The organism is Limnohabitans sp. T6-20, from assembly GCF_003063505.1.
GTDB lineage: Bacteria > Pseudomonadota > Gammaproteobacteria > Burkholderiales > Burkholderiaceae_C > Limnohabitans_A.
This window is the reverse complement of record NZ_NERW01000001.1, coordinates 342518-368463: the sequence shown is the minus strand read 5'-3', so window position 1 is coordinate 368463 and position 25946 is coordinate 342518. Positions and strand designations below refer to the sequence as shown.

26 protein-coding genes are annotated in these 25946 nt (G+C 61.8%); 18 read left to right on the top strand and 8 right to left on the bottom strand.

All coding sequences use genetic code 11. The features are described from left to right. Positions 1-88: 88 nt before the first annotated feature. On the top strand, positions 89-937 hold the full coding sequence (locus tag B9Z33_RS01800) for a 3-hydroxybutyryl-CoA dehydrogenase (protein WP_108286082.1): 849 nt from the start codon (positions 89-91) through the stop codon (positions 935-937). On the opposite strand, the gene B9Z33_RS01795 is transcribed toward B9Z33_RS01800, so the two are convergent. Then, on the bottom strand, positions 938-1648 hold the full coding sequence (locus B9Z33_RS01795; RefSeq protein ID WP_108285312.1) for a Crp/Fnr family transcriptional regulator: 711 nt from the start codon (positions 1646-1648) through the stop codon (positions 938-940). 168 nt (positions 1649-1816) lie between these two features. Between B9Z33_RS01795 and B9Z33_RS01790 the strand changes: the two genes are divergently transcribed. The 12 genes from B9Z33_RS01790 to B9Z33_RS01735 all read left to right on the top strand — a co-directional run bounded on the left by B9Z33_RS01790 (position 1817) and on the right by B9Z33_RS01735 (position 11883). After that, positions 1817-2821, top strand: coding sequence for an ABC transporter substrate-binding protein (locus tag B9Z33_RS01790; RefSeq protein ID WP_108285311.1), 1005 nt, complete (start codon positions 1817-1819; stop codon positions 2819-2821). A 35-nt stretch (positions 2822-2856) separates the two neighbouring features. Then, positions 2857-3657 carry an ABC transporter ATP-binding protein gene (locus B9Z33_RS01785; RefSeq protein ID WP_108285310.1) on the top strand — a complete coding sequence of 267 codons (801 nt, stop codon included), beginning with the start codon at positions 2857-2859 and terminating at the stop codon, positions 3655-3657. Continuing rightward, the gene (locus B9Z33_RS01780; protein ID WP_108285309.1) at positions 3647-4402 is read left to right on the top strand and encodes an ABC transporter permease; all 756 of its coding nucleotides are present in this window, start codon (positions 3647-3649) and stop codon (positions 4400-4402) included. Before B9Z33_RS01785 ends, B9Z33_RS01780 begins: the two co-directional genes overlap by 11 nt. Positions 4403-4436: 34 nt before the next feature. Next, entirely contained in the window at positions 4437-5495 is a 1059-nt protein-coding gene (locus tag B9Z33_RS01775; RefSeq protein ID WP_108285308.1) for a TauD/TfdA family dioxygenase, read from the top strand. Between the two features lie 19 nt (positions 5496-5514). Further along, on the top strand, positions 5515-7014 hold the full coding sequence (locus B9Z33_RS01770) for an aldehyde dehydrogenase family protein (RefSeq protein ID WP_108285307.1): 1500 nt from the start codon (positions 5515-5517) through the stop codon (positions 7012-7014). 9 nt (positions 7015-7023) lie between these two features. Beyond that, positions 7024-7638: a BMC domain-containing protein gene (locus tag B9Z33_RS01765; RefSeq protein ID WP_108285306.1), complete on the top strand. Its 615-nt coding sequence runs from the start codon at positions 7024-7026 to the stop codon at positions 7636-7638. Then, a complete protein-coding gene (locus B9Z33_RS01760) occupies positions 7635-8591 on the top strand; it encodes a nuclear transport factor 2 family protein (protein ID WP_108285305.1) in 957 nt (318 codons plus the stop codon). Before B9Z33_RS01765 ends, B9Z33_RS01760 begins: the two co-directional genes overlap by 4 nt. After that, positions 8588-8857, top strand: coding sequence for a EutN/CcmL family microcompartment protein (locus tag B9Z33_RS01755; protein WP_108285304.1), 270 nt, complete (start codon positions 8588-8590; stop codon positions 8855-8857). Before B9Z33_RS01760 ends, B9Z33_RS01755 begins: the two co-directional genes overlap by 4 nt. Before the next feature lie 80 nt (positions 8858-8937). Beyond that, positions 8938-9210, top strand: coding sequence for a BMC domain-containing protein (locus B9Z33_RS01750; protein ID WP_019427480.1), 273 nt, complete (start codon positions 8938-8940; stop codon positions 9208-9210). 29 nt (positions 9211-9239) lie between these two features. Beyond that, positions 9240-9905: a microcompartment protein gene (locus tag B9Z33_RS01745; RefSeq protein ID WP_108285303.1), complete on the top strand. Its 666-nt coding sequence runs from the start codon at positions 9240-9242 to the stop codon at positions 9903-9905. Positions 9906-10025: 120 nt separating this feature from the next. Further along, positions 10026-10832, top strand: coding sequence for a crotonase/enoyl-CoA hydratase family protein (locus B9Z33_RS01740; protein ID WP_108285302.1), 807 nt, complete (start codon positions 10026-10028; stop codon positions 10830-10832). A gap of 31 nt (positions 10833-10863) precedes the next feature. Then, positions 10864-11883, top strand: coding sequence for a serine/threonine protein kinase (locus B9Z33_RS01735; protein ID WP_108285301.1), 1020 nt, complete (start codon positions 10864-10866; stop codon positions 11881-11883). Positions 11884-12005: 122 nt separating this feature from the next. On the opposite strand, the gene B9Z33_RS01730 is transcribed toward B9Z33_RS01735, so the two are convergent. The 3 genes from B9Z33_RS01730 to B9Z33_RS01720 are packed head-to-tail and all read right to left on the bottom strand — an operon-like array spanning position 12006 to position 15197. Continuing rightward, entirely contained in the window at positions 12006-12989 is a 984-nt protein-coding gene (locus B9Z33_RS01730) for a glucokinase (protein WP_108285300.1), read from the bottom strand. Positions 12990-12998: 9 nt separating this feature from the next. After that, complete coding sequence (locus B9Z33_RS01725; RefSeq protein WP_108285299.1) at positions 12999-14498, bottom strand: sensor histidine kinase; 1500 nt, start codon at positions 14496-14498, stop codon at positions 12999-13001. 30 nt (positions 14499-14528) lie between these two features. Continuing rightward, entirely contained in the window at positions 14529-15197 is a 669-nt protein-coding gene (locus tag B9Z33_RS01720) for a response regulator transcription factor (protein WP_108285298.1), read from the bottom strand. A gap of 197 nt (positions 15198-15394) precedes the next feature. Here B9Z33_RS01720 and B9Z33_RS01715 point away from each other — a divergent pair, with 197 nt between their 5' ends. The 4 genes from B9Z33_RS01715 to B9Z33_RS01700 all read left to right on the top strand — a co-directional run bounded on the left by B9Z33_RS01715 (position 15395) and on the right by B9Z33_RS01700 (position 19582). Then, positions 15395-16642 (top strand): ABC transporter substrate-binding protein, encoded by a 1248-nt coding sequence (locus B9Z33_RS01715; protein ID WP_108285297.1) that lies wholly within the window; start codon positions 15395-15397, stop codon positions 16640-16642. A gap of 116 nt (positions 16643-16758) precedes the next feature. Further along, complete coding sequence (locus tag B9Z33_RS01710) at positions 16759-17637, top strand: carbohydrate ABC transporter permease (RefSeq protein WP_108285296.1); 879 nt, start codon at positions 16759-16761, stop codon at positions 17635-17637. A 50-nt stretch (positions 17638-17687) separates the two neighbouring features. Beyond that, entirely contained in the window at positions 17688-18503 is an 816-nt protein-coding gene (locus B9Z33_RS01705) for a carbohydrate ABC transporter permease (protein WP_369916502.1), read from the top strand. A gap of 11 nt (positions 18504-18514) precedes the next feature. After that, positions 18515-19582: an ABC transporter ATP-binding protein gene (locus B9Z33_RS01700; RefSeq protein WP_108285294.1), complete on the top strand. Its 1068-nt coding sequence runs from the start codon at positions 18515-18517 to the stop codon at positions 19580-19582. 243 nt (positions 19583-19825) lie between these two features. Here B9Z33_RS01700 and B9Z33_RS01695 read toward each other — a convergent pair whose 3' ends face one another. Next, positions 19826-21070, bottom strand: a complete 1245-nt coding sequence (locus B9Z33_RS01695) for an MFS transporter (protein WP_108285293.1) — start codon at positions 21068-21070, stop codon at positions 19826-19828. Between the two features lie 130 nt (positions 21071-21200). Between B9Z33_RS01695 and B9Z33_RS01690 the strand changes: the two genes are divergently transcribed. Next, entirely contained in the window at positions 21201-21779 is a 579-nt protein-coding gene (locus tag B9Z33_RS01690; protein WP_108285292.1) for an HD domain-containing protein, read from the top strand. A 71-nt stretch (positions 21780-21850) separates the two neighbouring features. Here B9Z33_RS01690 and htpG read toward each other — a convergent pair whose 3' ends face one another. The 3 genes from htpG to B9Z33_RS01675 all read right to left on the bottom strand — a co-directional run bounded on the left by htpG (position 21851) and on the right by B9Z33_RS01675 (position 25848). Next, positions 21851-23818, bottom strand: a complete 1968-nt coding sequence (htpG, locus tag B9Z33_RS01685) for a molecular chaperone HtpG (protein WP_108285291.1) — start codon at positions 23816-23818, stop codon at positions 21851-21853. A gap of 83 nt (positions 23819-23901) precedes the next feature. Further along, complete coding sequence (locus B9Z33_RS01680) at positions 23902-24927, bottom strand: ABC transporter substrate-binding protein (protein ID WP_108285290.1); 1026 nt, start codon at positions 24925-24927, stop codon at positions 23902-23904. A 12-nt stretch (positions 24928-24939) separates the two neighbouring features. Then, entirely contained in the window at positions 24940-25848 is a 909-nt protein-coding gene (locus B9Z33_RS01675; protein WP_108285289.1) for a pseudouridine synthase, read from the bottom strand. Positions 25849-25946 lie beyond the last annotated feature (98 nt).

Below are 25946 nucleotides of genomic sequence, written 5' to 3'. Positions count from 1 at the left end.
GCTTGACCGATTTGTCAGTCAAACCCTTGTTCAGTCCCGTTAAGATCATTCCTTTTTGAGTCCCACCCACTTTGAAGGAATGAAGAGCATGAGCATCCAAACCGTAGGCATCATCGGCGCAGGCACCATGGGCAATGGCATTGCACAGGCGTGCGCCGTCTCTGGCATCCAGGTCGTGATGGTGGACATTTCGGACGCGGCCGTGGCCAAAGGCGTGGCCACCGTGGCCAGCAGCCTGGACCGCCTGGTCAAGAAAGAAAAAATCAGCGAAGCCGACAAGGCCGCAGCGTTGGGCCGCATCAAAGGCAGTTCAAGCTACGACGATCTCAAGGGTGCCCAGCTCGTCATCGAAGCCGCTACCGAAAACCACGAACTCAAGGTCAAGATCTTGAAGCAGCTCGACGGCATGTTGGCCCCCAACGTGATCATTGCGTCCAACACCTCGTCGATCTCGATCACCCAGCTGGCCGCCGCCACGCAGCGCGCTGATCGCTTCATCGGCATGCACTTCTTCAACCCCGTGCCCATGATGGCGCTTGTCGAAATCATCCGTGGCCTGCAGACCAGCGACGCCACGCACGACGCCGTGCACGACATGGCACTGGCGCTGGGCAAGACCCCCATCACCGTCAAGAACGCCCCCGGCTTTGTGGTCAACCGCATTTTGGTGCCCATGATCAACGAAGCCTTCTTCGTGCTGGGCGAAGGCCTGGCCGAACCCGAAGCCATCGACGCGGGCATGAAGCTCGGCTGCAACCAGCCCATTGGCCCACTGGCGTTGGCCGACATGATCGGTCTGGACGTGTGCCTGGCCGTGATGGAGGTTTACCTCAAGGAATTCGGCGATAGCAAATACCGCCCCAGCCCTTTGCTCAAAGAAATGGTGGCTGCGGGGCGTTTGGGCCGCAAGACGGGTCAGGGCGTTTACACCTACTGATCAAGCCTTGGGGCTGGTTGGCCGCAGCAGCACGATGTTGCGGTAGCCCAGCCGGATCAGGCCTTTGTCCTGAAAGCGTTGCAGCTGCTGGTTGACGCGTTGGCGCGAGGCCATGGCGGCTTGCGCCAGGTCCGATTGGCTCACGCGCAGCTGCACCCCATCAGCCACTTGCACGCTGTTGAACTTGGCAATGCGCTCCAAAGTGGCCCACACGCGTTGCTCCAGCGTGTGCATGCCCTGGTCGGCCAGGGTGTCAAAAAGCTGGTTGATCCTCAGACCCAGGATGCGTAGCAGATCGACCGCGACAGTCGCGTCCTGGCGGATCAGGTCGAGCAATTTGGCACGCTCAATGTGCAGCACTTGGCTTGGGCCTGCCGAAACCAAATCGGCCGGGTAGGTGGTTTCGGCAAACACCGAACTCAAGCCTGAAATCTCACCGGGCAACATCCAGCGCAGCAATTGCTCCTCGCCTTCGGGTGTGGTCACGCTCACCCGCAAGCGCCCTTTCATGAGCAACAGCGCGGTGGAGATGGATTGCCCTCGGCTGAGCACCACTTGCCCCTCTTGCCAGCGGCGCTGCACGCCGATGCCTTGCAAGGCAGCGGCCGAGCGTTGTGTCAAGGCGGAGTTGGCTGCCCAGGTGTGGGACAGGGTGTCCACATCCATGTTTTTGAAGGCCAATCCTCGGGTGTGAAGGCGTGTTGAATTCATGGCTGTAGTGGTGCGTGGTCAGGACGAATGGGTCAATGGGGAACTCATTTTGAGTGCTTTCCCTTAAATTGTCACCTCAGAAACAGTTTGCCGTTTCCTTGGGCTTTTAAATCAGTCCCACCGAACTTGACCTTGATCAAGCGCTGAACCTACACCCTTGGAGACGACATGAAATTTTCTGCCCCTGCATTTGTGCGCACAACCCTCGGCGCCATCGCTCTGACCCTGGGTGCCAGCGCCATGGCGCAAACCCAAACCTTGCGCATCCAGGACTATCCGGGCCTGGGCAACATGATTGTTCGCGTGGCCGCGGCCAACGGTTACTGCGAAAAGAACGGCCTCAAGTGCGAGCTCAAGACCATCCCCGCAGGCCCATTGGGCATCCAGACCCTGATGGCCGGCGACATTGACGTCGCGTTTGGACCCTCTGAAGTGGTGATTCAGGCTGCCAACAAAGGCGCTGACCTCAAGATCATTGGCAACGCTGCACGCGACAACATCTTCTTTTTGATGGCCGGTGCCCACACCGAGACGCCCAACGCCGCCAAAGGCTACCCCGCCGTGATGGCAGACCTCAAGGGCAAGAAGATTGGTGTGACCGCCCGTGGCTCCGGCGCTGAATTCCAGTTGCTCGACATGCTCAAGGGTGCTGGCCTGTCGGGCAGCGACGTGACCATCGTGCCTGTGGGCGCGCCCAACACCGCCTTGCCCGCCATTGCCAACAAGCAAATCGATGCCGTGATGCTGTTCGCCCCCATGGACGGTTTTTGCGCGGCCATGAAAGTGTGCCGAGTGATCGTGGACCCCCGCAAAGGCGAAGGCCCCAAGGAGATCACGCAGCTCAACGGTGCCTCTGGCCCGATGACGGTGCGGGGTGACTTTGCGCAAAAGAACAGCGCCACGCTGGACGCTTTTGCCAAAGCCATGCGCGAGTCTGAAGCCTTCATTCAGAACCCCGCCAACTTTGCGGCCGTGCTCAAGGTCATCAACGACACCTTCAAGATCGAAGGCCCTGCGGGTGCCGCAGCGGTCGAGGCCTCGTTGCGCAACTCGATTGGCGGTTCCAAGTTCTCGCTGGACCCCAAAGCTTTGCAGCACGCGGCCGATTACCTGTTCAACACCAAGCAGATCGACAGGAGCTTTGACACCAGCAAGATCCTGGGCCTGCGCTGATCACAGTACGCGAACCTGAACGATTGACTGTTTGCATGAGCGGAGCACCTGAATTGAGCGCAACGTCCCTGGCCATCGCTGCCGATGGCGTGCACCTGAGCTTTGACGGCACCCACCAGGTGTTGTCCGATGTCTCGCTGCACGTCAGGCAAGGCGAGTTTGTCTCCCTGGTGGGCCCCAGCGGCTGTGGCAAAACCACGCTTCTGAATCTGGCCGCCGGGCTGGTGCCGCACACCGGCAAGGGCGGCTTGCAGGTGGGTGGGCAGGCGCCGCGTCAGGGCAACCCGCAGGTGGGCTACATGCTGGCCCGCGACAGCCTGATGCCCTGGAAAACCGCTTTGGGCAACGCCATGTTTGGCATGGAAGTGCGCGGTGTGCCGCGTGCCCAGGCCGAGGAGCGTGCTCGCGCCATGCTGCAAGAAGTCGGTCTGGCGGGTTTTGAAAACGCCTTGCCCAAGGCCTTGTCGCACGGCATGCGCCAGCGCGTGGCCTTGGCCCGCACCTTCGCCATGGGCTCGCCGCTGCTCCTGATGGACGAGCCTTTTGGTGCGCTGGATGCACAAACCAAGCTGCAACTTGAAGACCTGTTGCTGCGCCTGTGTCAGCAACACAAACAATCGGTGTTGTTCGTCACACACGACCTGTCCGAAGCGGTGGCCGTGTCCGACCGTGTGGTCGTCATGACCTCGCGGCCCGGTCGCATCGTGGCCGACATCACCATCGATCTGCCCCGCCCGCGCTCCATTCGCGAGCTGCAAAAAGACCCCCATTTCCACGAGCTGTATGCGCAGCTGTGGTCGCACCTCGAATCTGGCTGGAGCAAACATGAAGGCTGACACATTGCGCTGGGGCGGTGCCCACATCGTGTTCATCGCCGTGCTGCTGGCGCTGGGCGAGTGGTTGACTGTCAACCGGTGGCTCGACCCGACCTTTGTCGGCCAGCCCAGCGGCGTCATTAAATTTTTGTGGAACAACATCGCCACGGGCAAGCTCTGGACCGACCTGGGATGGACCATGGCGGGCACGCTGATTTCGTTTGCCCTAGGCAGCTCGGCGGCCATGGCTGTGGGCCTGCTGTTTGTGGCGTTTCCGAAGGTCGAGAAATTCCTCGACCCCTACCTCAACGCCATGAACGTGATGCCCCGTATTGCCCTGGCCCCGCTGTTCATTTTGTGGTTTGGACTCGGTCTGGGCTCCAAGATCGCCGTGGGTTGCAGCCTCACGTTTTTCATCGTGTTGTCCAGCACGGTGGCGGGCATTCGTGGCGTGAGCCAAGACCACGTCACGCTGTGCAAAACCCTGGGCGCCAGCGCCGTGACCACGTTCTTTCAAGTCACCTTGCCAGGTGCTGTGCCTGTGATTTTTTCCGGTCTGCGCTTGGGTCTGATCTACGCCATGTTGGGCGTGATCGGTGCCGAGATCATCGCGTCCGAAAAAGGCCTGGGCCAGTCGCTGGCCTACCTGGGCTCCACCTTTGAAGTCAATGGCGTGATGGCGCTGCTGCTGGTGCTGGCCTTGCTGGGCGTGGCCGTGGTTCGCACCATGACCTGGCTTGAAAAACGTTTGCTGCACTGGCAATGAGCCGGGCTGCTTTGACACATCAAGGAGATTAAAAATGAAATTCCGTCACATCCAAGTCGACCCCATGACGCCCACCATCGGCGGCATGATCAGCGGCGTTGACCTGAACAACACCCGCTCGGAAGACGTTTACGAAGAAATCAAACAAGCGCTGTGGCAATATGGCGTGGTGTTTTTCCGCAAGCAGGCTTTGAAGCCTGAAGCCTATATCCGTCTGGGTCAGAACTTTGGCGAGATGGAGCAGCACGAGTTCTTCCCGCACATTGAAGGGCACCCCCAAATCCAGTTGATTTCGAACCAGGGCAACGAGGCGCCCGAGACCGATCGCTGGCACACCGACGTGACCTTTCGCAAGAAGCCCAACATGGTCTCCATCTTGCGCATCACCGACTTGCCCCCCTCGGGTGGCGACACGATGTGGATGCACGCAGGTGCCGCGTATGACGCGCTCAACCCCGGCATGCAACAGATGCTCGAAGGCCTGCAGGCTGACCACGACCTGCCTTGGCACTTCCGCCGCATCAACATCAATGAGCGCCTGGCACAGCGTGCCTCTGCCAAGAGCGGCATGATGGTGCAGGCCAGTGCCCAAGAGTGCAAGATGATCGAGAGCACGCCCACGGTGACCCACCCGGCGGTCATCACGCACCCCTACAACGGCCGCAAGATTTTGTTTGTCAACTCGATCTGGACCAAGCGTTTGCTGGGCATGCACATGGACCTGTCCGAGGCGGTGCTCAACATGCTGTACGAATGGGTCAAAAAGCCCGAATTCATGGTGCGCTTTCGCTGGGAAAACGATTCGGTGGCGATGTGGGACAACTGCGCCACGCAGCACTACGCCGTGTTCGACTACGCGCCGCACTACCGCGCAGGCCAGCGCATGACTTGCGGCAACTTTGTGCCCACGCTGAACCCCGGTGCCGGTGCCGGTGCTGCTGCAGGTGGCCAGCCTTCTGTCATGCGCCAGCTGCTGGACACCACCCGCATGCAAGCGGCCAGCCCGCGTGAACAGCAGGCGGTGGAAGCCATCTTCAGCGCGCTCGAAAGCGTGGACCTGAACGCGGTGGCCAACGTCGCTCAGCGACGTTGAAACTGGGACGCACCCTTACATGAGTTCAATGAACCCCATCGATCTGGCCGACCACGACCTGGCTGCCTTGCAGGAGGCCCGCGACTTGCTGGGCCGTGCCCGACAAGCCGCTGCCACGCTGGCGCTTTGGACGCCCGAAGAAGCCAAACGCGTGGCCAAAGAAGTGGCGGCCGCCTTGCTGCCGCGTGCCGAGTTTTATGCCGAGTGGGCCGTGCGCGAAAGCCGCATTGGCAAAGTGGCTGACAAGATCGCCAAGAACCAGATTGCTTGCACGCTCACGCCCACGGCTTGGGACAAGGTCGCTTTGGGTGGTGTTCGCCGTAACGATGCGCTGCGCATCGTTGAAATCGGTCGCCCTGCAGGGGTGGTGGTGGGCTTGTCCAACTCCACCTCGCCGGTGGCCACTATCATTTTCAAAACCATTTTGTGTCTGATGACGCGCAACGCGCTGGTCATCTCGCCGCACCCGGTGGCGCTGGGTTGCTGCACCGCCGTGACCCGCGAGTTGCAAGCGGCCATCGAAAAAGCCGGTGGTCCAGCCCATGCTTTGCAGATTCTGACCCGCCCCACCGTAGAGGCCACAGGCGCCCTGATGCGCGACAGCCGCACCGACGTGATTTTGGCCACCGGCGGCACGCCCATGGTGCGCGCCGCCTACGGCTCGGGCAACCCCGCCATTGGCGTGGGCTCAGGTAACGTGCCGATTTATGTGGACGCAAGCGCCGACATCGAAGCCGCTGCGCAGACCATTGTGACGGCCAAGAACTTTGACCACGGCAGCCCTTGCTCGGCTCCTTCGGTGCTGATGCTGCACGCCAGCATCGCCACGCAGATGCAGCAAGCGCTGGCCCGCCAGGGTGCGCATGTGTGCACCGAGCAAGAAGCGCTGAAAATTCAAAACCACGCCTTTCCTGGCGGCAAGTTCAACGGCAAGGTGGTCGGCCGTCCGGCGCAAGAGATTGCACAAGCCGCTGGCGTGCAGGTGCCGGTGGATTGTCAGGCGCTGGTCTGCCCCATCGCCAAACCGCAAGCGGGCCATGTGTTGCTCAAGGAAAAGCTCTCGCCCATCTTGGGCTGCGTGGTGGTGCCAGGCATGGACCAGGCCATTGAGGTGGCGCGCCTCATGCTGCAGCACAGCGGTGCAGGCCACACCTCGGGCATCCACACCGCCAACGCTGAACAAGCGGTGGTCTGGGGCGCGGCCCTTGACTATTACCGCGTGGTCGTCAACGGCTCCACAGTGCACGACACCACCGGTGCCAACACCGGCTTGCCCTACACCTTCACCATCGGCACGGGTTACGCGGGCAAAAGCTCGGTGGACTGCAACGTCGGCCCCGAGCTGCTGGTCAACTGGAAACGCGTGGCCTTTCCGCTGCCCGGTGGCTGGGCCGGGGCCATGGCTTCGGGCGCGGCTTCACAAGCCGGGGCCTCGCCTTCGCAACTGTCCACCCTCACGCCTGAACTCCAGGCCATGGTCCTGCGCATCGTGCAGGAAGAACTCGAACACCTTCGCTGAAAGCCCTTCATGTCCACTTTGCGCAGCTATATTTTTTTGGACCGCTTGCAGCCACAACTGATGTGTTTGCTGGGCTCCACCGCCCGTGGCTTTTTGCCGCGCCACAACGATGCGGCCATGCTCATTGAAGTGGCCCCCGGCATGGATATCGAGTGGCTGACCGACATCGCCCTCAAGCACGACAACGTCAAGCCCGGCAACCTGGTGGTGGAGCGTCAGTTTGGCTATCTGGAGTTCCACGGCCAGTCTTCCTCGTCGGTCAAGTCGGCCGGTGCGGCCGTATTGGACGCCATGGGCGTGAGCGAGAAGAGCGTGCTCAAGCCCGAAATTTTGGCCTCCAAGGTGATTGACCGGGTCGATGGCTACCACGCGTTTTTGATCAACCGCAGCAAGTCCGGCAGCATGCTCTTGCCCGGCGAGTCGCTCTACATCATGGAGATGACCACCTCGTCTTATGCGCTGCTGGTGGCCAACGAGGCCGAAAAAGCCGCCAACGTGAAGCTGATCGACTGCCGCTTCATGGGCCCAGCCGGTCGCTTGTACCTGTCGGGCAATGCGTCGGACGTGCGGGCCGCAGCCGCTGTTGCCGAGGCTGTGATTCGCGACGCCGGAGGTGCTGCATGAGCGCAGACGCTTTGCGCGCACAAATTCGGGCGCAGGTGCGCACGGCCCTGGGTGCCAAAGCCACGGGGGCAGATACATCGGTGGCCGCGCTGATGCAGCGCTTTGAAGCCGGTTACGCCGCTGCGAATGCCGAGGCGATCGTGGCCTGTTTTGCACCCGATGTGGTGTGGACCTTGCCCGACTCGCGTGTGCTCAATGGCCGCGCCGCATGCTTGGCGTTTTTGAAAGAACGCTTTGCCAGCCCCACAGGCCCCAAGTTCTCGGACTCGCACATGAACGTGCTGGGCCAAACCGTGGTGCAAAACTACAAGGTGGGCGTGCCCTTGCCCGGTGGTCAATCGGTCACCCTGGATGGCACCGATGTGTACCAAATCCGCGATGGCCTGATCGCCCGCAAAGACGCTTATTGGAAGCAGATTGGTGCGCCCAAACCAGCAGCTCCGGCCGCTGCGCCAGCGACTGCACCGCAGGGTGTGGTGGTGCCCTTGCGTGTGGGCACGGCCGCCCACGCACAAGCGCTGACCGACTTGTTCAAGCGCCTGGCCGCCAGCCCGGCTTTGCTGCAGGCAGCGCAATCGGGCTTGCTGCGTTTTGACATGCGTGTGGACGAAGCGGCCGTCAAGGCGGTGGCCGCTGCTGCGCCTGCCCCGCAAGCCGCTGCCGCTACTCCAACCACGTCGGCCATGGCCGCCACCACGACCATCGACCCGGCCGCCTGCTGTTCGTCGTGCAAGGCGGGCAAAGCCTGCGAGTGCAAGGGCGACACCTGCGCGCTGCACGATCACCCAGAAGACGTGCCCGAACTCAAGGGCGTGATCGGCGAGAAGCTGCTCAAAACTCTGCCGCCGAGCGTGAAAACCGTTCGGCTGCACCCCAAGGCGGTCATGACCCCCTTGGGCAAAGAAGCCCTGCGCAAGCGCGGCATCACCATTGACCGAGGAACTACCCCATGAAAACAGGAACCGTGATCGGCCGCATCGTGGCCAGCAAACGCCTGCCCGAGTTGCCACCCGGCGCATTGCTGGAGGTCCAGCTGGACTATCCCAAAGACGTGGTGGTCTGCTTTGACCCCATGGGCTGCGGCATTGGCGAGCGCGTGATGATCACCATCGGCGCACCTGCGGCCTGGTGGTTCGCCCCGGCCCACCCGCGTGTGGTGGCCGATGCGCTCATCATCGCCTCGCTCGACAGCTACGACACCCCAACGCCGATGCGTTGAGCGCAACGACTTTTTCCCCCACCTTTTCCGTTAACCCCTTTCTTCAACCCTTTCTTTTTTAACCCCTCAAGGAGACTCTCATGTCACAAGCCATCGGAATGATCGAAACCAAAGGTTATGTTGCTGCTTTCGCTGCCGCTGACGCCATGGTCAAAGCCGCCAACGTCAACATCGTTGGCAAAAAAGAAGTCGGTGGCGGTCTCGTCGCCATCATCGTTTCGGGCGACGTGGGTGCCGTCAAGGCCGCCACCGAAGCCGGTGCAGAAGCCGCAGGCGCGATCGGTGAAGTGGTTTCTTGCCACGTCATCCCACGTCCACACGCTGACGTGTCCAAAGCCTTCGACGGCAAGTGATCGCAGGCCGTTGCAGATAAGGAGGCCGCATGGCCACAACTAAAAAAACCGCAGCGCCTGCCAAGCCGGCCGCTGAGCTTCGGGTTTACCTGACGCTCACCGACCTGCAGCCCCAGTTCTCCTCGTGGATGAGTTCGCCTCTGGGCGCTCGCGGCTACGTGGCGATGCAAGGCACCAACGCGCTGCTGGTGGAGATCGCCCCCGGGCTGTCCATCCAGCGCGTGATCGACCTGGCCCTGAAGGCCGAGCCCACGCTGGAGCCGGGCATCCTGGCCGTCGAGCGGCAGTTTGGCGTGCTGGAGTTGCACAGCAACGACGGCGCGGCGCTGCAGCGCGCAGGCCAGGTCATCTTGGACTGGATGGGGGCCAAGGCCGAAGACCAGCTGCGCCCGCACCTGCTGTACAGCGATATTCTGGAAAACGTGACCGATCAGCACGCCGTGCTGATGAACCGCACGCGCCAAGCCAGCATGGTGCTGCCCGGCGACAACATGCTGCTGATGGAAGTGGCCCCAGCCCTGTTTGGTGCCCACATGGCCAACGAAGCCGAAAAAGTCGCACCCGACCTGACCCTGGTCGAGTGCAGCATGATCGGTGCCAGTGGCCGCATGTATCTGACAGGCAGCATGGCTTCGCTTGAAAAAGCCAAGGCGCATGTCGAACAACTGCTGTCGGAGATTCCAGGTCGCGCTTGAGCGCCAGGTGTTGGCGCAAGCCCTGACCGCACAACGCTGGACAGGGTGTTCGGCGTGTGCGGTTTTTCATTTGTCACGTCGGTGAATCGCCGGTCTTGGCCATGGGCCTACCATGAGGCCATGAACACCACTCACCACCCCGAAGGCCAGATCGACTGCACCGTCCACGGTGCAGTCCTTCAGATTTGCATCAACCGCCCCGCCAAGCGCAACGGCTTCACGCCCAAGATGTTCCGTGAGCTGGGCGAGGCCTACACCCGGCTCGACGACGACCCCGCGCTGCGCGTGGGCGTGTTGTGCGCGGCGGGTGACCATTTCACCGCTGGGCTGGATTTGCCCACCATTGCGCCGCTGATGAAGCGTGGTGAAAAGTCGGTGCCGCTGGGCCTGGTGGATCCGCTGAACCTGGGCATGGAGGGCTACCGCCGCCGCGTCAAGCCCATGGTGGTTGCGGTGCAGGGTATCACCTACACGTTGGGCATCGAGCTGATGCTGGCGGCCGACATTGTGGTGGCGGCAGACGACTGCCGGTTCTCGCAGCTGGAGGTGCAGCGCGGCATCATGGCCACGGGCGGCGCGACGCTGCGCATGGCCGAGCGCGCGGGCACGGGCAATGCGCTCTTGCATTTGCTCACGGCCGATGTGTTCGACAGCGCCGAGGCCCTGCGCCTGAACTTTGTGCAAAAGGTGGTGCCTGCGACCGGCCTGCTGGCGGAGGCCATGCGCATTGCCGGGCAGATCGCCACGCAAGCGCCGCTGGCCGTGGTGGCCACGCGCCAGAACGTGCTCAAGGCCGTCGAGCATGGCCCGCTGGTGGCGATGCACGACTTCATTCCAGTGCAAACAACGCTGTCCAACAGCGACGATGCAGCCGAGGGCGTGCGCTCGTTCGTAGAAAAGCGCGCAGCCCGTTTTACCGGACGCTGAATCGCGTCAAGCGCTCGGTCACAATCGGCGCATGACCGAACCGAACGCTTTGCATCCTTACGCTGATCTCACCCCGGACCGGGTGATGGATGCCTTGACCGACCTGGGCCTGTGGCCCGATGGCCGCTTGCTGGCGCTCAGCTCGTACGAAAACCGCGTGTACCGCGCCCACCTGGACGAGCCGGTGCAAGGCGCGTCGGCGGTTGTGCTCAAGTTTTACCGGCCTGGCCGTTGGAGCCGTGCGCAAATTCAGGAAGAGCACGACTTTGCCGCCGAGCTGGTGGCCGCCGAAGTGCCGGTAGTGGCCCCCATGGCGCTGCACGGGCAGACCTTGCACCACACGGCAGAGTTTGATTTTTCGGTCAGCCCCTTGCGCGGAGGCCGCCCGCCCGAGCTGGATGATTTTGAGGTGCTGGAATGGATTGGCCGTTTTTTGGCGCGCATCCACACCGTGGGCGCAGCCCGGCCTTTTATGCACCGGCCCACGCTCGATGTGCAGACCTTTGCGCTGGAGCCTGCCCAGTGGCTGCAAACGCACCAGATGATTCCGCTGGAGGTGGAGCGCGAGTGGCGCGAAGCTCTGGTGCCCGCGCTGGCTTTGATCGAAGAGGCCTTTGCCCAAGGCGCGGCAGACCGCCACCTGCTGCGCCTGCACGGCGACTGCCACCCCGGCAACATCTTGTGGACCCCTGCCGAGCTGCCCGGCGGTGGCCCGCACTTTGTGGATTTGGACGATGCCCGCATGGGCCCTGCCGTGCAAGACCTGTGGATGCTGCTCTCTGGCGACCGCGCCCAGCGCACGCAGCAGCTGTCGGCGCTGCTGGACGGCTATGAACAGGTGCGCGATTTTGACCGCGCCGAGTTGAAGCTGATCGAGCCGCTGCGTACGCTGCGCCTGGTCCATTACAGCGCTTGGCTGGCCCGGCGCTGGGAAGACCCGATCTTCCCGATCAACTTCCCGTGGTTTGGCTCCCCTGACTATTGGCGCGGCCAGGTGTTGATGCTGCAAGAGCAGGTCGAGCAGATGCGGGAAGACCCGCTCAGCGTGTGAGCCTTGTTTTGCCGCTTGCGTCTCGCGAGCATTCGCGAGCAGGGGCTCGCTGTCACACTGTCCGCCACAGCGCTTTGTAGGAGGCCGCCCCTGCGGCCGAATGCTCGCAGGGCATCAACGTGTCAGCCCCTTGCGGGCTGCACCCCCAGGCCCATGGCGCAGCCGATCAGTGCGGGTTGTTCGGCGCGTATCACATAGGTCGGGATGCGCTTCATGTAGTTTTCAAAACGGCCCTTGGCCTCAAACGCGGCCCGAAAACCCGACTGCGCAAAGTAGTCGCCCAAGCGGCCAATCACGCCGCCGCCGATGTAAATGCCGCCGTGTGCGCCCAGCGTCACGGCCAGGTTGGCGGCGGCGTTGCCCAGCAGGCGGCACATGCGGTCAAGCGCTTCTTCGCACGCGGTGTCTTTGGCAGCCAGGGCACGTTCGGTCACTTGCGCGGCGGCCAGAGGTTCGGCATCGGTGCCGTTGAGTTCGCAAATGGCGCGGTACAAATTTTCCAGCCCCATGCCCGAGATGGCCCGCTCTGCCGAGACATGCGGGTACGTGCGCCACAGGATGCGCAAGATGTCGGCTTCGCGTTCACAGGTGGGTGACAGGCTCACATGGCCGCCTTCGCCTGCAATGGGCACCCAGTCGCCCCGGCGCGAGCGCACCAGCGAGGACACGCCCAGCCCGGTGCCGGGGCCGATCAGGCCTTTGGGCGCATCGGGCACGGGCTCGCCCGAACCAATTTGTTCCAGATCGCTGCCTTTCAGCGCGGGGGCGGCCATGGCCATGGCTTCCCAGTCGTTGAGCATGAGCAGGCTGTCCAGCCCCAGCTGCTGTCGCGTGGCCTCGATCGAGAACTGCCAGTGGTTGTTCGTCATCTTGAGCACATCGCCATCGATGGGGTTGGCGATCGCGATGCAGGCTTGGCGCACATCGGTTTGCCCCACGCTTTGCAGATAGGTTTGGGCTGCGGCGGCCAGATCAGGGAATTGCCCGGTGGGCAAGGTGACTTCTTGTGTGATGGGCGAGCCGTCGCCTTGCACCAAAGCAAAGCGGGCATTGGTGCCGCCGATGTCGCCCAGCAGGCGAGGGGTTGTGTCGTGGATGGGGTTCATGGCATGGATTTAATGGGGAGGTGTTGGCGACAAAGGCAAGCGGATCGACACACACAGGCCATGGGGTGCGGCTTCATCGAGCTGGACGGTGCCTTGGTGACGCTCCACGATTTCCTTGACGATGGCCAAGCCCAGGCCGCAGCCTTGGCCCACGTCGCTGGCGCGCACAAAACGCTCAAACACCCGCTCGCGGTCGGCTGGGGCCAGGCCAGGTCCGTTGTCCGACACTTGCAGCAAGGCGTACGGCGTGGCACTGGCGTTGTCCGTCGTCACCCGCACCGTGACCTGACTGTCGGGACCTGCGTAGTGCAGCGCGTTGTCGATCAGGTTGGTCAATGCTTCTCGCATCAGCAGCTCGTTGGCTTCGACCCACACCGGTGAATGGGCGCTGTCGTCCAGACCCAGATCAATCTGCACACGCAGCGCCCGGGGCACCCATTCGGCCGTCAGGGTTTGCGCCATGCGCTGCAGATCAAAGCGCTTGCGGTCCTGGGCCATCAGAGACTCGGGCTCGGCCCGTGCCAGTGTCAGCAGCTGGTTGACCAGGTGGGCGCTGCGGGTCGCGCTGTCGTGCACGCGCTGCAAACGGGCGCGCAGTTCGGGGTCGGTGGTCGATTGCAGGGCGATTTCGGTCTGGCTTTTGAGGCCCGCCAAGGGGGTACGCAATTGGTGTGCCGCATCGCCGATGAAGCGTTTTTGTGTGCTCACATTGTTTTGCACGGCAGACAGCAAGGTGTTGAGTGCCGTCGCCAGCGACCACAGCTCGCGGGGGGCAGACGCCAACTGCAAAGGGGCCAGATCGGTCGGGTTGCGCCCTTCGACTTGCTGGCGCAGGCGGGCCAGCGGTGCCAAGCCTGCACGGATGCCCAGCCACACGATCAGCGTCATCAACAGCACCAGGCTCGACATGGGCAGCAGCATGTCGACCAGGATGCGGCGCGCAAGTTCTTCGCGGTTGGCACTGCTGCGGGCCACTTGCACCAACATGGTTTGCGGGGCCGTGCCGTCATCGCCAAAGCGCAGATACAGCGCCACCAAGCGAAGAGGCTGACCCTGAGGCGCGTGCAGCGCAGCACGACCAGTCACGGGCATGGCACCGTCGTAAAAATAAGGCGTGTTCAGTTCGGGGTCGATCGGAACGGTGTCTTCGGTGGGCAGGACTGGTGCGGGCAAAGATTGGTTGCCCAAAATGAATTGCCCGGGGGGCGAGCTGACCATGTAAAGCAGTTTGTCGGCCGGATCGGCTTCGAGCACGTCTTGTGCGGCACGCGGAAAGTCGATCAACAAGCCATTGCCAATCGGCTTGAGCTGCCGGGCCAGCGCCCGGCTGGCCTGCAACAAACTCGCGTCCACGGCCTGGTTGGCGTAGCCCGCCGCAAACTTGTAAGCGGCCACGCCTCCCGCCATCCACAGCACCAGCTGCGGCAGCAAAACCCACAGCAACAGCTGCCGGGCCAGCGAGACGCCGGCTTGTCCCGAGGACGTGGGTGGGTTCACGGTGTTCGTCATGTGTGCGGATTCAAGCGGCACCGTGGCGCGTCACGCCTGCGCTTCCATCAGGTAGCCCAAGCCACGCACCGTGCGAATGACCAAGCCTGCGTCTTCGAGTTTGCGGCGCAGACGGTGAATATAGACCTCGATGGAATTGCCGCCGCTGGTTTCACCGCCTTCGGCACTCCAGGCTTGGGTGATTTGTTCTTTGGTCACCACTTGGTCACGCTGACTGGCCAGCAAGGCCAGCAGCGTCCACTCGCGTCCACTCAAGTCCAGCACCAGGCCCGACACCGTGGCGCGGCGCGAGCTGTGGTCCAGCGTCAGCTGGCCCAACAAGGCCGATGTATTGACCGGCTGGGTGCGCCGCAGCAAGGCCTGCAATCGGGCCAGCAGCTCGGGAAAATCAAACGGTTTGGTCACGTAATCATCGGCCCCGGCTTGCAGGCCCGCGACCCGGTCGTCCAGTGCATCGCGGGCGCTCAGCAGCACCACGGGCAGTGTGGGGTGGGTTTGCCGCACATGCTGGAGCACGGCCAGGCCGTCCATCATGGGCAGACCGATGTCGAGCACCGCGATGTCAAAGCTGTGCTTTTGCAGCAAATAGTCGGCCACGGCCCCATTGGGCGCGTGTTCCACCTCAAATCCGGCCCCGCCCAATTGGGTTTGCAGGGCATTGGCCAGCATGGCATCGTCTTCAGCAAGCAGCAATTTCATGGCCGGAAGCTTAATGGATTGTTCAGGCTTTGACCCCAATTCGGCTTATTTTGGCATTGGGGTTTAACCTAGTGTTAATTTATTAATAGAATATTAACATTTGGTCCGTCGAGGTTCATGTGGCCATTTCGCCGCCTCGCACATCCACATTGGCCCAGCGTGGCCCCAAACGGGAGACTCTCTTGAAAGCAATCCAAATGTTCCAGCGTTCGATCTTGGCCACAGCCGCAGTGCTGGCTTTTACGGCGACAACGGCCCATGCCGGTGAAGTCGAAGTCCTGCACTACTGGACCAGCGGCGGTGAAGCCAAATCGGCCGCAGCCCTGAAAGCCACCCTGCAAGGCAAGGGCCACACCTGGAAAGACTTTGCCGTGGCCGGTGGTGGCGGTGACAACGCCATGACCGTGCTCAAGTCGCGTGTGGTTTCGGGCAATGCCCCGGCTGCCGCACAAATCAAGGGCCCAGCACTGCAAGAGTGGGCGGCTGAGGGCGTGCTGGCCAACATCGACGATGTGGCCAAAGCCGAGAAGTGGGACAGCCTGCTGCCCCCCGTGGTCGCCAACGTCATGAAGTACAAGGGCAACTACATTGCCGCGCCCGTGAACGTGCACCGCGTGAACTGGCTGTGGGCCAGCAACGCCGCGTTCAAAAAAGCCGGTGCCAAAGTGCCGACCAATTGGGACGAGTTCTTTGTCGCTGCTGAGGCCTTGAAGAAAGCCGGCATCATCCCCGTCGCGCATGGTGGCCAGAACTGGCAAGACTTCACCACCTTTGAGAGCGTGGCCCTGGGTGTTGGCGGTGCCGACTTCTACAAAAAAGCTTTGGTGCAACTGGACCAAACAGCTTTGACCGGTGCCACCATGACCAAGGTGCTCGACACCTTCAAGAAGGTCAAGACCTACACCGACAAAAACGCACCCGGCCGTGACTGGAACCTGGCGACCGCAATGGTCATCAAGGGCGAAGCCGGTATGCAACTGATGGGTGACTGGGCCAAGGGCGAATTCGTGGCCGCAGGCAAAAAGCCCGGCACTGACTTCAGCTGCGTGGCCGCGCCTGGCACCGCCAAGTCCTTCACCTTCAACGTGGACTCGTTTGCGATGTTCAAGCTGAAGAACGAAGACAACGTCAAGGCCCAGAAAGACCTGGCCTCGGCCATCATGTCCAACGACTTCCAGGAAGTCTTCAACCTGAACAAGGGCTCGATTCCTGTGCGCCTGAACATGAACCTGGCCAAGTTTGACGACTGCGCCAAGCTGAGCTCCAACGACTTCGTGGCCACGGCCAAAAACGGCGGTCTGGTGCCTTCGGTCGCTCACGGCATGGCCATCGGTTCGGCTACATCCGGCGCGATCCAGGACGCGGTCAGCCAGTTCTGGAACGACGACAAGATGAGCACCAAAGACGCTCAAGCCAAGATCGCTTCGGCCGCCAAGGTCAAGTAAGTCTTTGAGCCGACCCTGCGGTCGGCTCGCACAAGCCTCTCGGGCTTGTTCTTTCTTTAGCCGCCGGGCTGCAGGTCACGAGCTTGCAGCCCGAGTCGGTCTCGATTGGATCACCCATGTCTGCATCTTCCCCCCAGCAAGCCGCGTGGCTGCCCCGGCTGGTCATTGCGCCCAGCTTTGTGCTGTCGCTGCTGTTCATCTATGGCCTGATGGCCTGGAACGGCTACCTGTCCATGTCCGCCTCGCGGATCTTGCCCAACTACGAGTTTGTGGGCTTGCAGCATTACGCGTCCCTGATGGACAGCGACCGTTTTCAGGTGGCCATGCGCAACATGGCCGTGTTTGGCACCTTGTTCATTGGCGGTGCCATGGCGCTGGGTGTGCTGCTGGCCATCTTGCTCGATCAGAAGGTGCGCGGCGAAGGCGTCCTGCGCACCATTTACCTCTACCCCATGGCGATCTCGTTCATCGTCACCGGCACCGCCTGGAAATGGATATTGAACCCGGGCCTCGGACTCGAACACCTGATGCACAGCTGGGGGTTCACCAGTTTCAGTTTTGACTGGCTGATCCAGCAGGACATGGCGATTTACTGCGTGGTGATTGCCGGTGTGTGGCAAAGCGCGGGCTTTGTCATGGCGCTGTTTCTGGCGGCACTGCGGGGCATCGACGATTCGATCATCAAGGCCGCGCAAGTCGATGGTGCGAGTTTGCCCGTGATTTACTGGCGCATCATCTTGCCCAGCCTAGGCCCGGTGTTTTTCAGCACCTTGCTGGTGGTGGCGCACCTGGCCATCAAGAGCTTTGACCTGGTGATGGCCCTGACCGCCGGAGGCCCCGGTTATGCGACCGATTTGCCGGCCACCTTCATGTACGCCACCGCCTTCACACGCGGCCAGATCGGCGTGGGCGCGGCCAGTGCCACCGTGATGCTGGCGACAGTGGCCGCCATTGTGGTGCCCTACCTTTATTCTGAATTGCGGAGCAAACGATGAACCCCGCGAAGCCTTTTTCTCTTCATTTTCATCGCCTGATCTTGTGGTCGATGTTGCTGTTGTTTGCGGCCTGGTTTCTGGTGCCGCTGTATGTGATGCTGACCACCTCGCTCAAAGACGCTGAGCAACTGCGTGCGGGCAACCTGCTGAGCCTGCCCACCGCGCCCACGCTGGACGCCTGGTTCAAAGCCTGGGGCAGCGCTTGCACCGGGGTGCAGTGCGAAGGCCTCAAGCCTTTTTTCTGGAACTCGGTCGTGATGGTGGTGCCTGCGGTGCTGGCATCGACACTGATTGGCTCGCTCAACGGTTATGTGCTGTCCAAATGGAAGTTCCGTGGCAGCGAAACCCTGTTCGCCTTCATGCTCTTTGGCGTGTTCATGCCCATGCAGGTGGTGCTCTTGCCCATGAGCCAGGTGCTGGGCTGGCTGGGCGTGGCCAGCTCTATCTGGGGCCTGATGCTTGTGCACGTCGTGGCGGGCATTCCGTCGACCACGCTGTTTTTCCGCAATTACTACATCGGCTTGCCAGACGAGTTGATCAAGGCCGCGCAGCTCGATGGTGCGGGTTTCTGGATGATCTTCCGTCGCATTGTGTTGCCGCTGTCGCTGCCCATTCTGGTGGTCACGCTGATTTGGCAGTTCACCAACATCTGGAACGACTTCTTGTATGGCGTGGTGTTCTCTGGCGCAGACAGCAAGCCGATCACCGTGGGCCTGAACAACCTGGCCAACACATCGAGCGCCGTCAAGGAATACAACGTCGACATGGCGGCTGCGCTGATCGCGGCATTGCCCACCCTGTTTGTGTACGTGGTGGCGGGTAAATATTTTGTGCGCGGCCTGACGGCTGGCGCGGTCAAGGGCTAAAGGAAAAGATCATGGGCGCACTCGCCATTCGCAACATCCACAAGACCTACAACGAGACGGTCCATATCCTCAAGGGCATTGATCTGGAGATCGACGCCGGAGAATTTCTGATTTTGGTGGGCCCCTCGGGCTGCGGCAAATCAACCTTGCTGTCGATGATCGCGGGCCTGGACCACCCGACCGGCGGCAGCATCCACATTGGTGAGCGCGATGTGACGAACTTGCCCAGCAAGGACCGCGACATCGCCATGGTGTTCCAGAGCTATGCGCTGTATCCCAACATGACCGTGGCGCAAAACATCGCCTTTGGTCTGGAAATTCGCAAAGTGCCCAAGGCCGAGCGCAAAGCGGCGGTGGACCGCGTGTCGGCCATGCTGCAAATCGGCCACCTGCTCGACCGCAAGCCCGGTCAGCTCTCGGGCGGCCAGCGTCAGCGCGTGGCCATGGGCCGTGCCTTGGCGCGTGACCCCAAGCTGTTTTTGTTTGACGAGCCGCTGTCCAACCTCGACGCCAAGCTGCGCGTGGAAATGCGCGCCGAGATCAAGCTGCTGCACCAGCGCACGAAAACCACCACCGTGTACGTCACACACGACCAGGTAGAAGCCATGACGCTGGGCGACCGCATTGCGGTGATGAAAGACGGCTTGGTGCAACAGTTCGGCACGCCCGCGCAGATTTACAACCACCCGGCCAACCGCTTTGTGGCCGAGTTCATCGGCTCACCCGCCATGAACATGGTGGATGCACAGCGGACGGGTCAGGCCCTGACGGCCCACGGCGTGGAACTGGCCATCACCGACGCGCAACGTGCCGCCGTGCAAGCGCATGGCAATGCCGAATTGGTCTATGGCCTGCGCCCCGAGAGCATCAGTTTTGCTGCGCAAGGCTTGCCCGGCACGCTCAGCATGATCGAGCCCACCGGCCCCGAAACCTACGCCACGGTGGATACACCTGCTGGCAAGCTGACTGCCCGCGTGCCCGGCGTGTTGCAAGCCGCTGTGGGCGATGCGGTGCACCTGCAGTGGTCGGCCGATCAGTCGCACCTGTTTGACCGGGCCAGCGGCGTGCGCGTGGGGTGATGCTGCAAGCGCAGCTTGAGCAGAGGCGCGAGCCTGCCTGGGGGGTGTGAGTTTCGGCGGGTGCTTGCTGCGGGCAGGCATTCGCGAGCAGGGGCTCGCTCCCACGAAGTCAGGCGAAGCGCAGACCTCCTGCGCGGAGTCTGACACTCAGCGGGGGGGCGTTGTTTTGTAGGAGGTCGCCCCTGCGGCCGAATGTGCGCACCACCGAAGACGCTTGCAAGCCCATTCGGGTCAGCCTCAGATTCAGGTCGGCCGGTGCGCCCCTTGCTCCGCCTTCCTCACCCGCCAGAACAACCAGCTGGCAATGCTCAGGTTCAGCAGGTTCCACGCGATGCCATTCAAAAAGGCCGCGTGGTAACTGCCCGTCATGTCAAACACCCAGCCCGACATCCAGCCGCCCAGCGCCATGCCCAGCAAGGTGGCCATGATCACCGAGCCCACGCGGGCACCAGCCTCTTTGGGGTTGAAGTGTTCGCGGATGATGATGGCGTAGGCGGGCACGATGCCGCCCTGAAAAAGCCCGAACATGGCCGAGACGATGTACAGCGGCACCATGCCGTCAAAAGGCAAAAACATCAGCAGCGCCACGCCTTGTAAAAACGAGCCCAGCAGCAAGGTGCGGATGCCGCCAATGCGGTCACTGATCACGCCAAAAACCAGGCGACTGACGATGCCACTGGCCAACATGAGTGAGAGCATTTCGGCCCCGCGTGCCGCCCCAAAACCCAGATCAGAACAATAGGCCACGATGTGCACCTGCGGCATGGACATGGCCACACAGCACGCCACACCGGCGACAAACAGCAGACCTTGGGCATGGGCAGGTTGCAAACCAAATGGGCGGCTGCGATCCACCTGTACGGTACTGGCGTTGGCGGGTGCCAGGGTCACCAGTGGTGGGCGCTGGCGCATGCGCGTGGCCAGCAGCAACATGCCCACCCCGCAAAAAATGCCCAACAGGATGTAGGTCTGTCGCCAGCCCAAAGTTTCGACGCCGTGCTGAACAATCGGTGGCCAGATCGTGCCCGCGATGTAGTTGCCGCTGGCGCAAATGGCCACAGCAATGCCTCGGCGGCGGTTCCACCACAAGGCGGTGTCGGCCATCAGGGGCGCAAAGGTAGATGAACTGCCGATCAGGCCCATCAGCCCGTGCGCCAGGCCAAAGGCCCAAATGCTGCCCGACATACCCGCCCACACAAAGCCACCGCACACCGCCAAAGCCCCGACCCACAGCACCGGCATCAGGCCGCGCCGATCGGCCAGGCGGCCGGTGATCAGGCCACCCAGCCCCAGGCAAATCATCATCAGGGTGTAGGGCAGCGAAGCGTCGGCCCTGCCCACACCAAACTCGGTCTGCACCGCAGGCAGCACCACCGAGACGATGTACATGCTGCTGTTGCCCAGCACCACCAGCCCCAGCGTGGCCAGCAAGCGCCAGGCAGCTTGGCGGGAATCGATGAGGGATGGGTCGGCGGGTGTGGTGTGCATGGCCGCAATCTAGCCGATGGTCAGGTGCAGGCTTGTCTTATGGGTTACTCGCATCGTCGGGCAGTCATCTACTGGACAGTTCTTGCGCGCCTTGACCTGTAAGCTGGTGTTCTGTGATGCAGGAGCGCCCATGAACGACCGAGCCCAATTTATCCGTATGAAGGACAGCACCCAAGAAGACTGGAAGCTGATCGCTGGCGAGTTCATGCAGTTCACCAAGTCCTTGCCCGATCGGGTGATCGCGCACTTGAAACTGCTGGACGGTGACTACGGTGGCTTTCCGGTGGACCGTTATACCCACTGCCTGCAAACCGCCACGCGGGCATTGCGGGATGGCCGCGACGACGAGTACGTGGTGTGCGCATTGCTGCACGACATTGGCGACACTTTGGGCACCTTCAACCACCCCGACATCGCCGCCGCCATCCTCAAGCCCTTTGTGTCTGAGGCCAATTTGTGGATGGTGCAAAACCACGGAATTTTTCAGGGCTACAACTTCTTCCACCACATCGGCATGGACCGCCACATGCGCGACATGTTCAAAGGCCACCCGCACTACGTCCGCACCGAAGAGTTCATCGCGCTCTATGACGATCCGGCGTTTGACGCGAGCTACGACACGCTGCCGATCGAAACCTTTGAGCCCATGCTGCGCAAGGTGATGGCCCAGCCGGTGAACTCGGTCTACAAGGACGCTTTGAAGGCCTAAAACTCTGCGCGCCAAATAAAAAGGGGCGGCACCCGCAGGTGCCGCCCCTTTTTATTTGAAGTGTGTGTCGTTCAGCTCAACAACGCATTCACCCGCTTCACATAGGCCGCAGGGTCCGCAGGCAAACCGCCTTCGGCCAGCAGGGCCTGGTCAAACAGGATGTGGGCCAGGTCGTGGAAGTGGACCGAGCCGTCGAGCTTTTTGACCAGCGCGTGCTCGGGATTGACTTCCAGCACGGGCTTGACTTCAGGCGCTTGTTGCCCAGCTTGCTTGAGCATGCGGGCCAGTTGCATGCTCATGCCGTCGTCGGTCACCACCAGGCAGGCGGGGCTGTCCACCAGACGGCTGGTCACGCGCACGTCTTCGGCTTTGTCTTTGAGGGCTTCTTTCAGTTTGGCCAGCACAGGCTTGAAGGTTTCTGCGGCGTCTTCGGCCGCTTTCTTTTCTTCTTCGTCTTGCAGCTTGCCCAGGTCAAAAGCGCCTTTGGCCACGCTTTGCAGCGGCGTGCCGTCAAACTCGTGCACAAAGTTCAGCGCCCACTCGTCCACGCGGTCGGTCATGAGCAAGACTTCGATGCCTTTTTTCTTGAATACTTCGAGCTGCGGGCTGTTCTTGGCGGCGGCCAGGGTGTCGGCGGTGATGTAGTAAATCGCGTCCTGGCCTTCTTTCATGCGGGCTTTGTAGTCGGCAAAGCTCACGCTCACAGTGTCGCTGGTGGTGGACGCGAAACGCAGCAGCTTGGACAGGCGGTCTTTGTTGCCAAAGTCTTCGCCCAGGCCTTCTTTGAGCACCGCGCCGAACTCGGCGTACAACTTGGTGTATTGGCCCAGCTTGGCTTTGTCTTCGTCACTCAGGACATCGGTCACGCCGTCTGTGCTCTCGGGGGCTTTATCGTGTTTGGCCAGGTCTTCCAGCATCGACAACACACGCTTTGTGCAGCCCTCGCGGATGGCTTTCACATCGCGGCTTTCTTGCAGCAGCTCGCGGCTCACGTTCAGGGGCAGGTCGGCCGAGTCCACCACGCCCTTCACAAAACGCAGGTAGCTGGGCATCAGCGCTTCGGCTTCGTCCATGATGAACACGCGCTTGACGTACAGCTTGATGCCGGCTTTCTTGTCGCGGTTCCACAGGTCTTGTGGGGCCTTGGACGGGATGTAGAGCAGCTGCGTGTATTCGGTGCTGCCTTCCACGCGGTTGTGCGTCCAGGTCAGCGGGGCTTCAAAGTCGCGGCTGATCTGTTTGTAGAAGTCGGCGTATTGCTCGTCGCTGATGTCTTTCTTGGGGCGGGTCCACAAGGCGCTGGCTTTGTTGATGGTTTCCCACTCGCCGGTCTTGACCATGCCGCCGGGTTTGCGACCGGCTTTTTCATCGTTGGGGTCGATCAGCTCGCCGTCTTGCCACTCTTCCTTTTCCATCAGGATGGGCAGGCTGATGTGGTCGGAGTATTTGCCGACGATTTCCTTGAGCTTCCAGGTGTTGGCGTACTCCAGCGCTTCTTCGCGCAGGTGCAGGATCACGCTGGTGCCGCGCTCGGCGCGGGTGATGGTCTCGACCTCAAAGTCGCCCGTACCGCCGCTGATCCAGCGCACGCCATCGGCTGCGGCAGCGCTTGCACGGCGGGTCTCGACAGTGATCTTCTCGGCCACGATGAAGCCCGAGTAAAAGCCCACACCGAACTGGCCGATCAGCTGCGCGTCGGACTTCTGGTCGCCGCTCAGCTTGCTCATGAAGTCCTTGGTGCCGCTCTTGGCGATCGTGCCCAGGTGGTCAATGGCTTCTTGCGCCGTCATGCCGATGCCGTTGTCGGTGATGGTCAGTGTTTTGGCGGCTTTGTCAAAAGACAAGCGCACTTGCAGCTCGGGCGCATCTTCGTACAAGGCGGTGTTGTTGAGCGCTTCAAAGCGCAGCTTGTCGCAGGCGTCCGAGGCGTTGGAGATCAGCTCGCGCAGGAAGATTTCCTGGTTGGAATACAGCGAGTGGGTGACCAGGTGCAGCAGTTGCGCGACTTCGGCCTGAAAGGCATGGGTTTGTTTGCTCATATCAATTCGATGGGTAAAAAACAAAAGATCAAAAACCAAAACGCCCCGCAGTTGGGGGCGTCTGGCGGAGTTTCAAGAGGTGTTTATTTGGACAAGGCGCCCACTTCCTTGTTCCAGCGGTCCAGCAGACGGCGGCGTTCTGCCGATTTACCGTATTTTTCAAAGTCGTATTTGATCAGGCGCACATTGTCCATGGCCGGGATGCGCGGATCGGGCTTGAAGGTTTTGTTGGCCGGGCTTTGCAGGCTGTCGGCTTTGCCGCCGATGCTCTGGCCTGCAGGGCTCATGAGCCAGTCGTAATAGCGTTTGGCGTTGGCGGCGTTGCGTGCGCCTTTGACCAGTGCAATGCCGCCGATTTCGTAGCTGGTGCCTTCGCAGGGTGCGACAGTCGCCACGGGGTATTTGTTGTGTCGCCAGCCGTCAAAGCCAAAGATGAAGCTGATGCCGACAGCCACTTCGCCTTTGGCCACGTTGGGCGCTTGCGCGGTGCCGCTGCGGGTGTATTGCGTCACGTTTTTGTGCAGTGCTTTCATGTACTCAAAGGCGGCGTCTTCGCCCATGAGTTGCACCAGACCCGCCAGGATGGTGTAGGCCGTGCCGCTGGATGCGGGGTGCGAGATTTCTACCTCGCCTTTGTAGATGGGCTTGACCACATCGGACCAGCACTTGGGTTCGGGCAGCTTCTTTTTCTTGAGCAGTTCGGTGTTCCAGCCGAAGCCGATGGCGCTGGTGTAAAAGCCGCCGACCATGTTTTGTGTCATGGCGTATTGGCGCACGCTCCAGCCGTGCAGGTCGTTCAGGTAGTCCGGGCGGTAGGGGGCCAGCAAACCGATTTCGGCCGCCTGCAAAAACGGGTCACCTGTCCCGCCCCACCAGATGTCGGTCTTGGGGTTGGCGGCTTCGGCCCGGATCTGGGCCAGTGCTTCACCCGTGGCCTTGCGGGTCTGGTTGACGGTGATGCCGGTGGCCTGGGTGAATTCTTTGGCCGCCATTTCGCACCAGCTCTGGTCGGTGCTGCAAATGGCATTGACCGTGCCAGTCTGGGCCGATGCTGCGCTCGTGGCCAATGCGGCTGCGACGAAACAGGCTGCGGTGAGTTTCAGCTTCATCTGATGTCTCCTTCAGAACGATTCGTTCGGCCCCAAATACCGCCACTGCCCTGCAGGCATCTGGCCCAATTGCACACCGCCCATGCGGATGCGTTTGAGGCCGACGACTTTCAGGCCAACTTGCTCGCACATGCGGCGGATCTGGCGCTTTTTGCCTTCGGTCAGCACAAAGCGCAACTGCTCGGGGTTTTGCCATTCCACTTTGGCGGGCTTGAGGGGCTTGCCGTCCAGGCTCAGGCCGTGGCGCAGGCGTTCCAGTTGCGCTGCCGGAAACACCGCTTGCACGTTGGCGCTCACGCGGTCGAAGTCACCGATGGCTGTCAGCTGGTTGGCCTTGCCGCCATAGGTGGCCGACGCCGCAGACGCCGCAGCGGTGTTCTCGTGGCCGGTGTAGGCCACGCGCACCAGGTATTCCTTTTCCATCTCCGAGTCTTCGCCGATCAGCTGACGCGCCACGCGGCCGTCTTGCGTCAACACCAAGAGGCCGGTGGAGTCGATGTCGAGGCGCCCCGCCGGGGCCAGGCCGCGCAGGTGGGGCGGTGTGAAACGCAGCTTGGACGGGTCGCCGCCCCAGTGGCTGCGCGGGTTGATCAGGGTGATGGCGGGCTCGTGCCCGTCTTCGGCCTGGCCGCTCACATAGCCCATGGGCTTGTGCAAAAGAATAGTCACTTGCCGGTCTTGCTGTTGTTCGGCCGCTTTGTCGATGGTGATGCGGTCCGACAGCGTGACTTGTTGCCCCATGCTGGCGGGCAGGCCGTTGACCTGGACCCAGCCTTGTTCGATCCAGGCATCGGCTTCACGGCGCGAGCACATGCGCAACTCGGCCATGCGTTTGTTCAGGCGCGAGGTGCCGCTGGGGGCTGCGGCTTCGCCTTTGCCTTCAGGGCGGGGGGCGCGTTTGAAAACGGGGGGCTGGGTCATGGGGTTTGCGGTGTCAGAAAAGAGCCGAATGGGCAGGTCGCCAATTGTCCCTCTTTTGTGGGAGGCCACCTCTGCGGCCGAATGGTGAATGTGACAAA

Excerpts from the sequence above, each read along its gene's own strand:
- B9Z33_RS01720 (WP_108285298.1), bottom strand. The coding sequence starts at position 15,197 with ATGAAATTGCTGCTTGCTGAAGACGATGCCATGCTGGCCAATGCCCTG.
- B9Z33_RS01780 (WP_108285309.1), top strand. The coding sequence starts at position 3,647 with ATGAAGGCTGACACATTGCGCTGGGGCGGTGCCCACATCGTGTTCATC.
- htpG (WP_108285291.1), bottom strand. The coding sequence starts at position 23,818 with ATGAGCAAACAAACCCATGCCTTTCAGGCCGAAGTCGCGCAACTGCTG.
- B9Z33_RS01790 (WP_108285311.1), top strand. The coding sequence starts at position 1,817 with ATGAAATTTTCTGCCCCTGCATTTGTGCGCACAACCCTCGGCGCCATC.
- B9Z33_RS01755 (WP_108285304.1), top strand. The coding sequence starts at position 8,588 with ATGAAAACAGGAACCGTGATCGGCCGCATCGTGGCCAGCAAACGCCTG.
- B9Z33_RS01765 (WP_108285306.1), top strand. The coding sequence starts at position 7,024 with ATGTCCACTTTGCGCAGCTATATTTTTTTGGACCGCTTGCAGCCACAA.
- B9Z33_RS01785 (WP_108285310.1), top strand. The coding sequence starts at position 2,857 with ATGAGCGGAGCACCTGAATTGAGCGCAACGTCCCTGGCCATCGCTGCC.
- B9Z33_RS01750 (WP_019427480.1), top strand. The coding sequence starts at position 8,938 with ATGTCACAAGCCATCGGAATGATCGAAACCAAAGGTTATGTTGCTGCT.
- B9Z33_RS01680 (WP_108285290.1), bottom strand. The coding sequence starts at position 24,927 with ATGAAGCTGAAACTCACCGCAGCCTGTTTCGTCGCAGCCGCATTGGCC.
- B9Z33_RS01760 (WP_108285305.1), top strand. The coding sequence starts at position 7,635 with ATGAGCGCAGACGCTTTGCGCGCACAAATTCGGGCGCAGGTGCGCACG.
- B9Z33_RS01725 (WP_108285299.1), bottom strand. The coding sequence starts at position 14,498 with ATGACGAACACCGTGAACCCACCCACGTCCTCGGGACAAGCCGGCGTC.
- B9Z33_RS01775 (WP_108285308.1), top strand. The coding sequence starts at position 4,437 with ATGAAATTCCGTCACATCCAAGTCGACCCCATGACGCCCACCATCGGC.
- B9Z33_RS01695 (WP_108285293.1), bottom strand. The coding sequence starts at position 21,070 with ATGCACACCACACCCGCCGACCCATCCCTCATCGATTCCCGCCAAGCT.
- B9Z33_RS01730 (WP_108285300.1), bottom strand. The coding sequence starts at position 12,989 with ATGAACCCCATCCACGACACAACCCCTCGCCTGCTGGGCGACATCGGC.
- B9Z33_RS01715 (WP_108285297.1), top strand. The coding sequence starts at position 15,395 with ATGTTCCAGCGTTCGATCTTGGCCACAGCCGCAGTGCTGGCTTTTACG.
- B9Z33_RS01700 (WP_108285294.1), top strand. The coding sequence starts at position 18,515 with ATGGGCGCACTCGCCATTCGCAACATCCACAAGACCTACAACGAGACG.
- B9Z33_RS01675 (WP_108285289.1), bottom strand. The coding sequence starts at position 25,848 with ATGACCCAGCCCCCCGTTTTCAAACGCGCCCCCCGCCCTGAAGGCAAA.
- B9Z33_RS01770 (WP_108285307.1), top strand. The coding sequence starts at position 5,515 with ATGAGTTCAATGAACCCCATCGATCTGGCCGACCACGACCTGGCTGCC.
- B9Z33_RS01705 (WP_369916502.1), top strand. The coding sequence starts at position 17,688 with ATGTTGCTGTTGTTTGCGGCCTGGTTTCTGGTGCCGCTGTATGTGATG.
- B9Z33_RS01795 (WP_108285312.1), bottom strand. The coding sequence starts at position 1,648 with ATGAATTCAACACGCCTTCACACCCGAGGATTGGCCTTCAAAAACATG.
- B9Z33_RS01740 (WP_108285302.1), top strand. The coding sequence starts at position 10,026 with ATGAACACCACTCACCACCCCGAAGGCCAGATCGACTGCACCGTCCAC.
- B9Z33_RS01710 (WP_108285296.1), top strand. The coding sequence starts at position 16,759 with ATGTCTGCATCTTCCCCCCAGCAAGCCGCGTGGCTGCCCCGGCTGGTC.
- B9Z33_RS01690 (WP_108285292.1), top strand. The coding sequence starts at position 21,201 with ATGAACGACCGAGCCCAATTTATCCGTATGAAGGACAGCACCCAAGAA.
- B9Z33_RS01800 (WP_108286082.1), top strand. The coding sequence starts at position 89 with ATGAGCATCCAAACCGTAGGCATCATCGGCGCAGGCACCATGGGCAAT.
- B9Z33_RS01735 (WP_108285301.1), top strand. The coding sequence starts at position 10,864 with ATGACCGAACCGAACGCTTTGCATCCTTACGCTGATCTCACCCCGGAC.
- B9Z33_RS01745 (WP_108285303.1), top strand. The coding sequence starts at position 9,240 with ATGGCCACAACTAAAAAAACCGCAGCGCCTGCCAAGCCGGCCGCTGAG.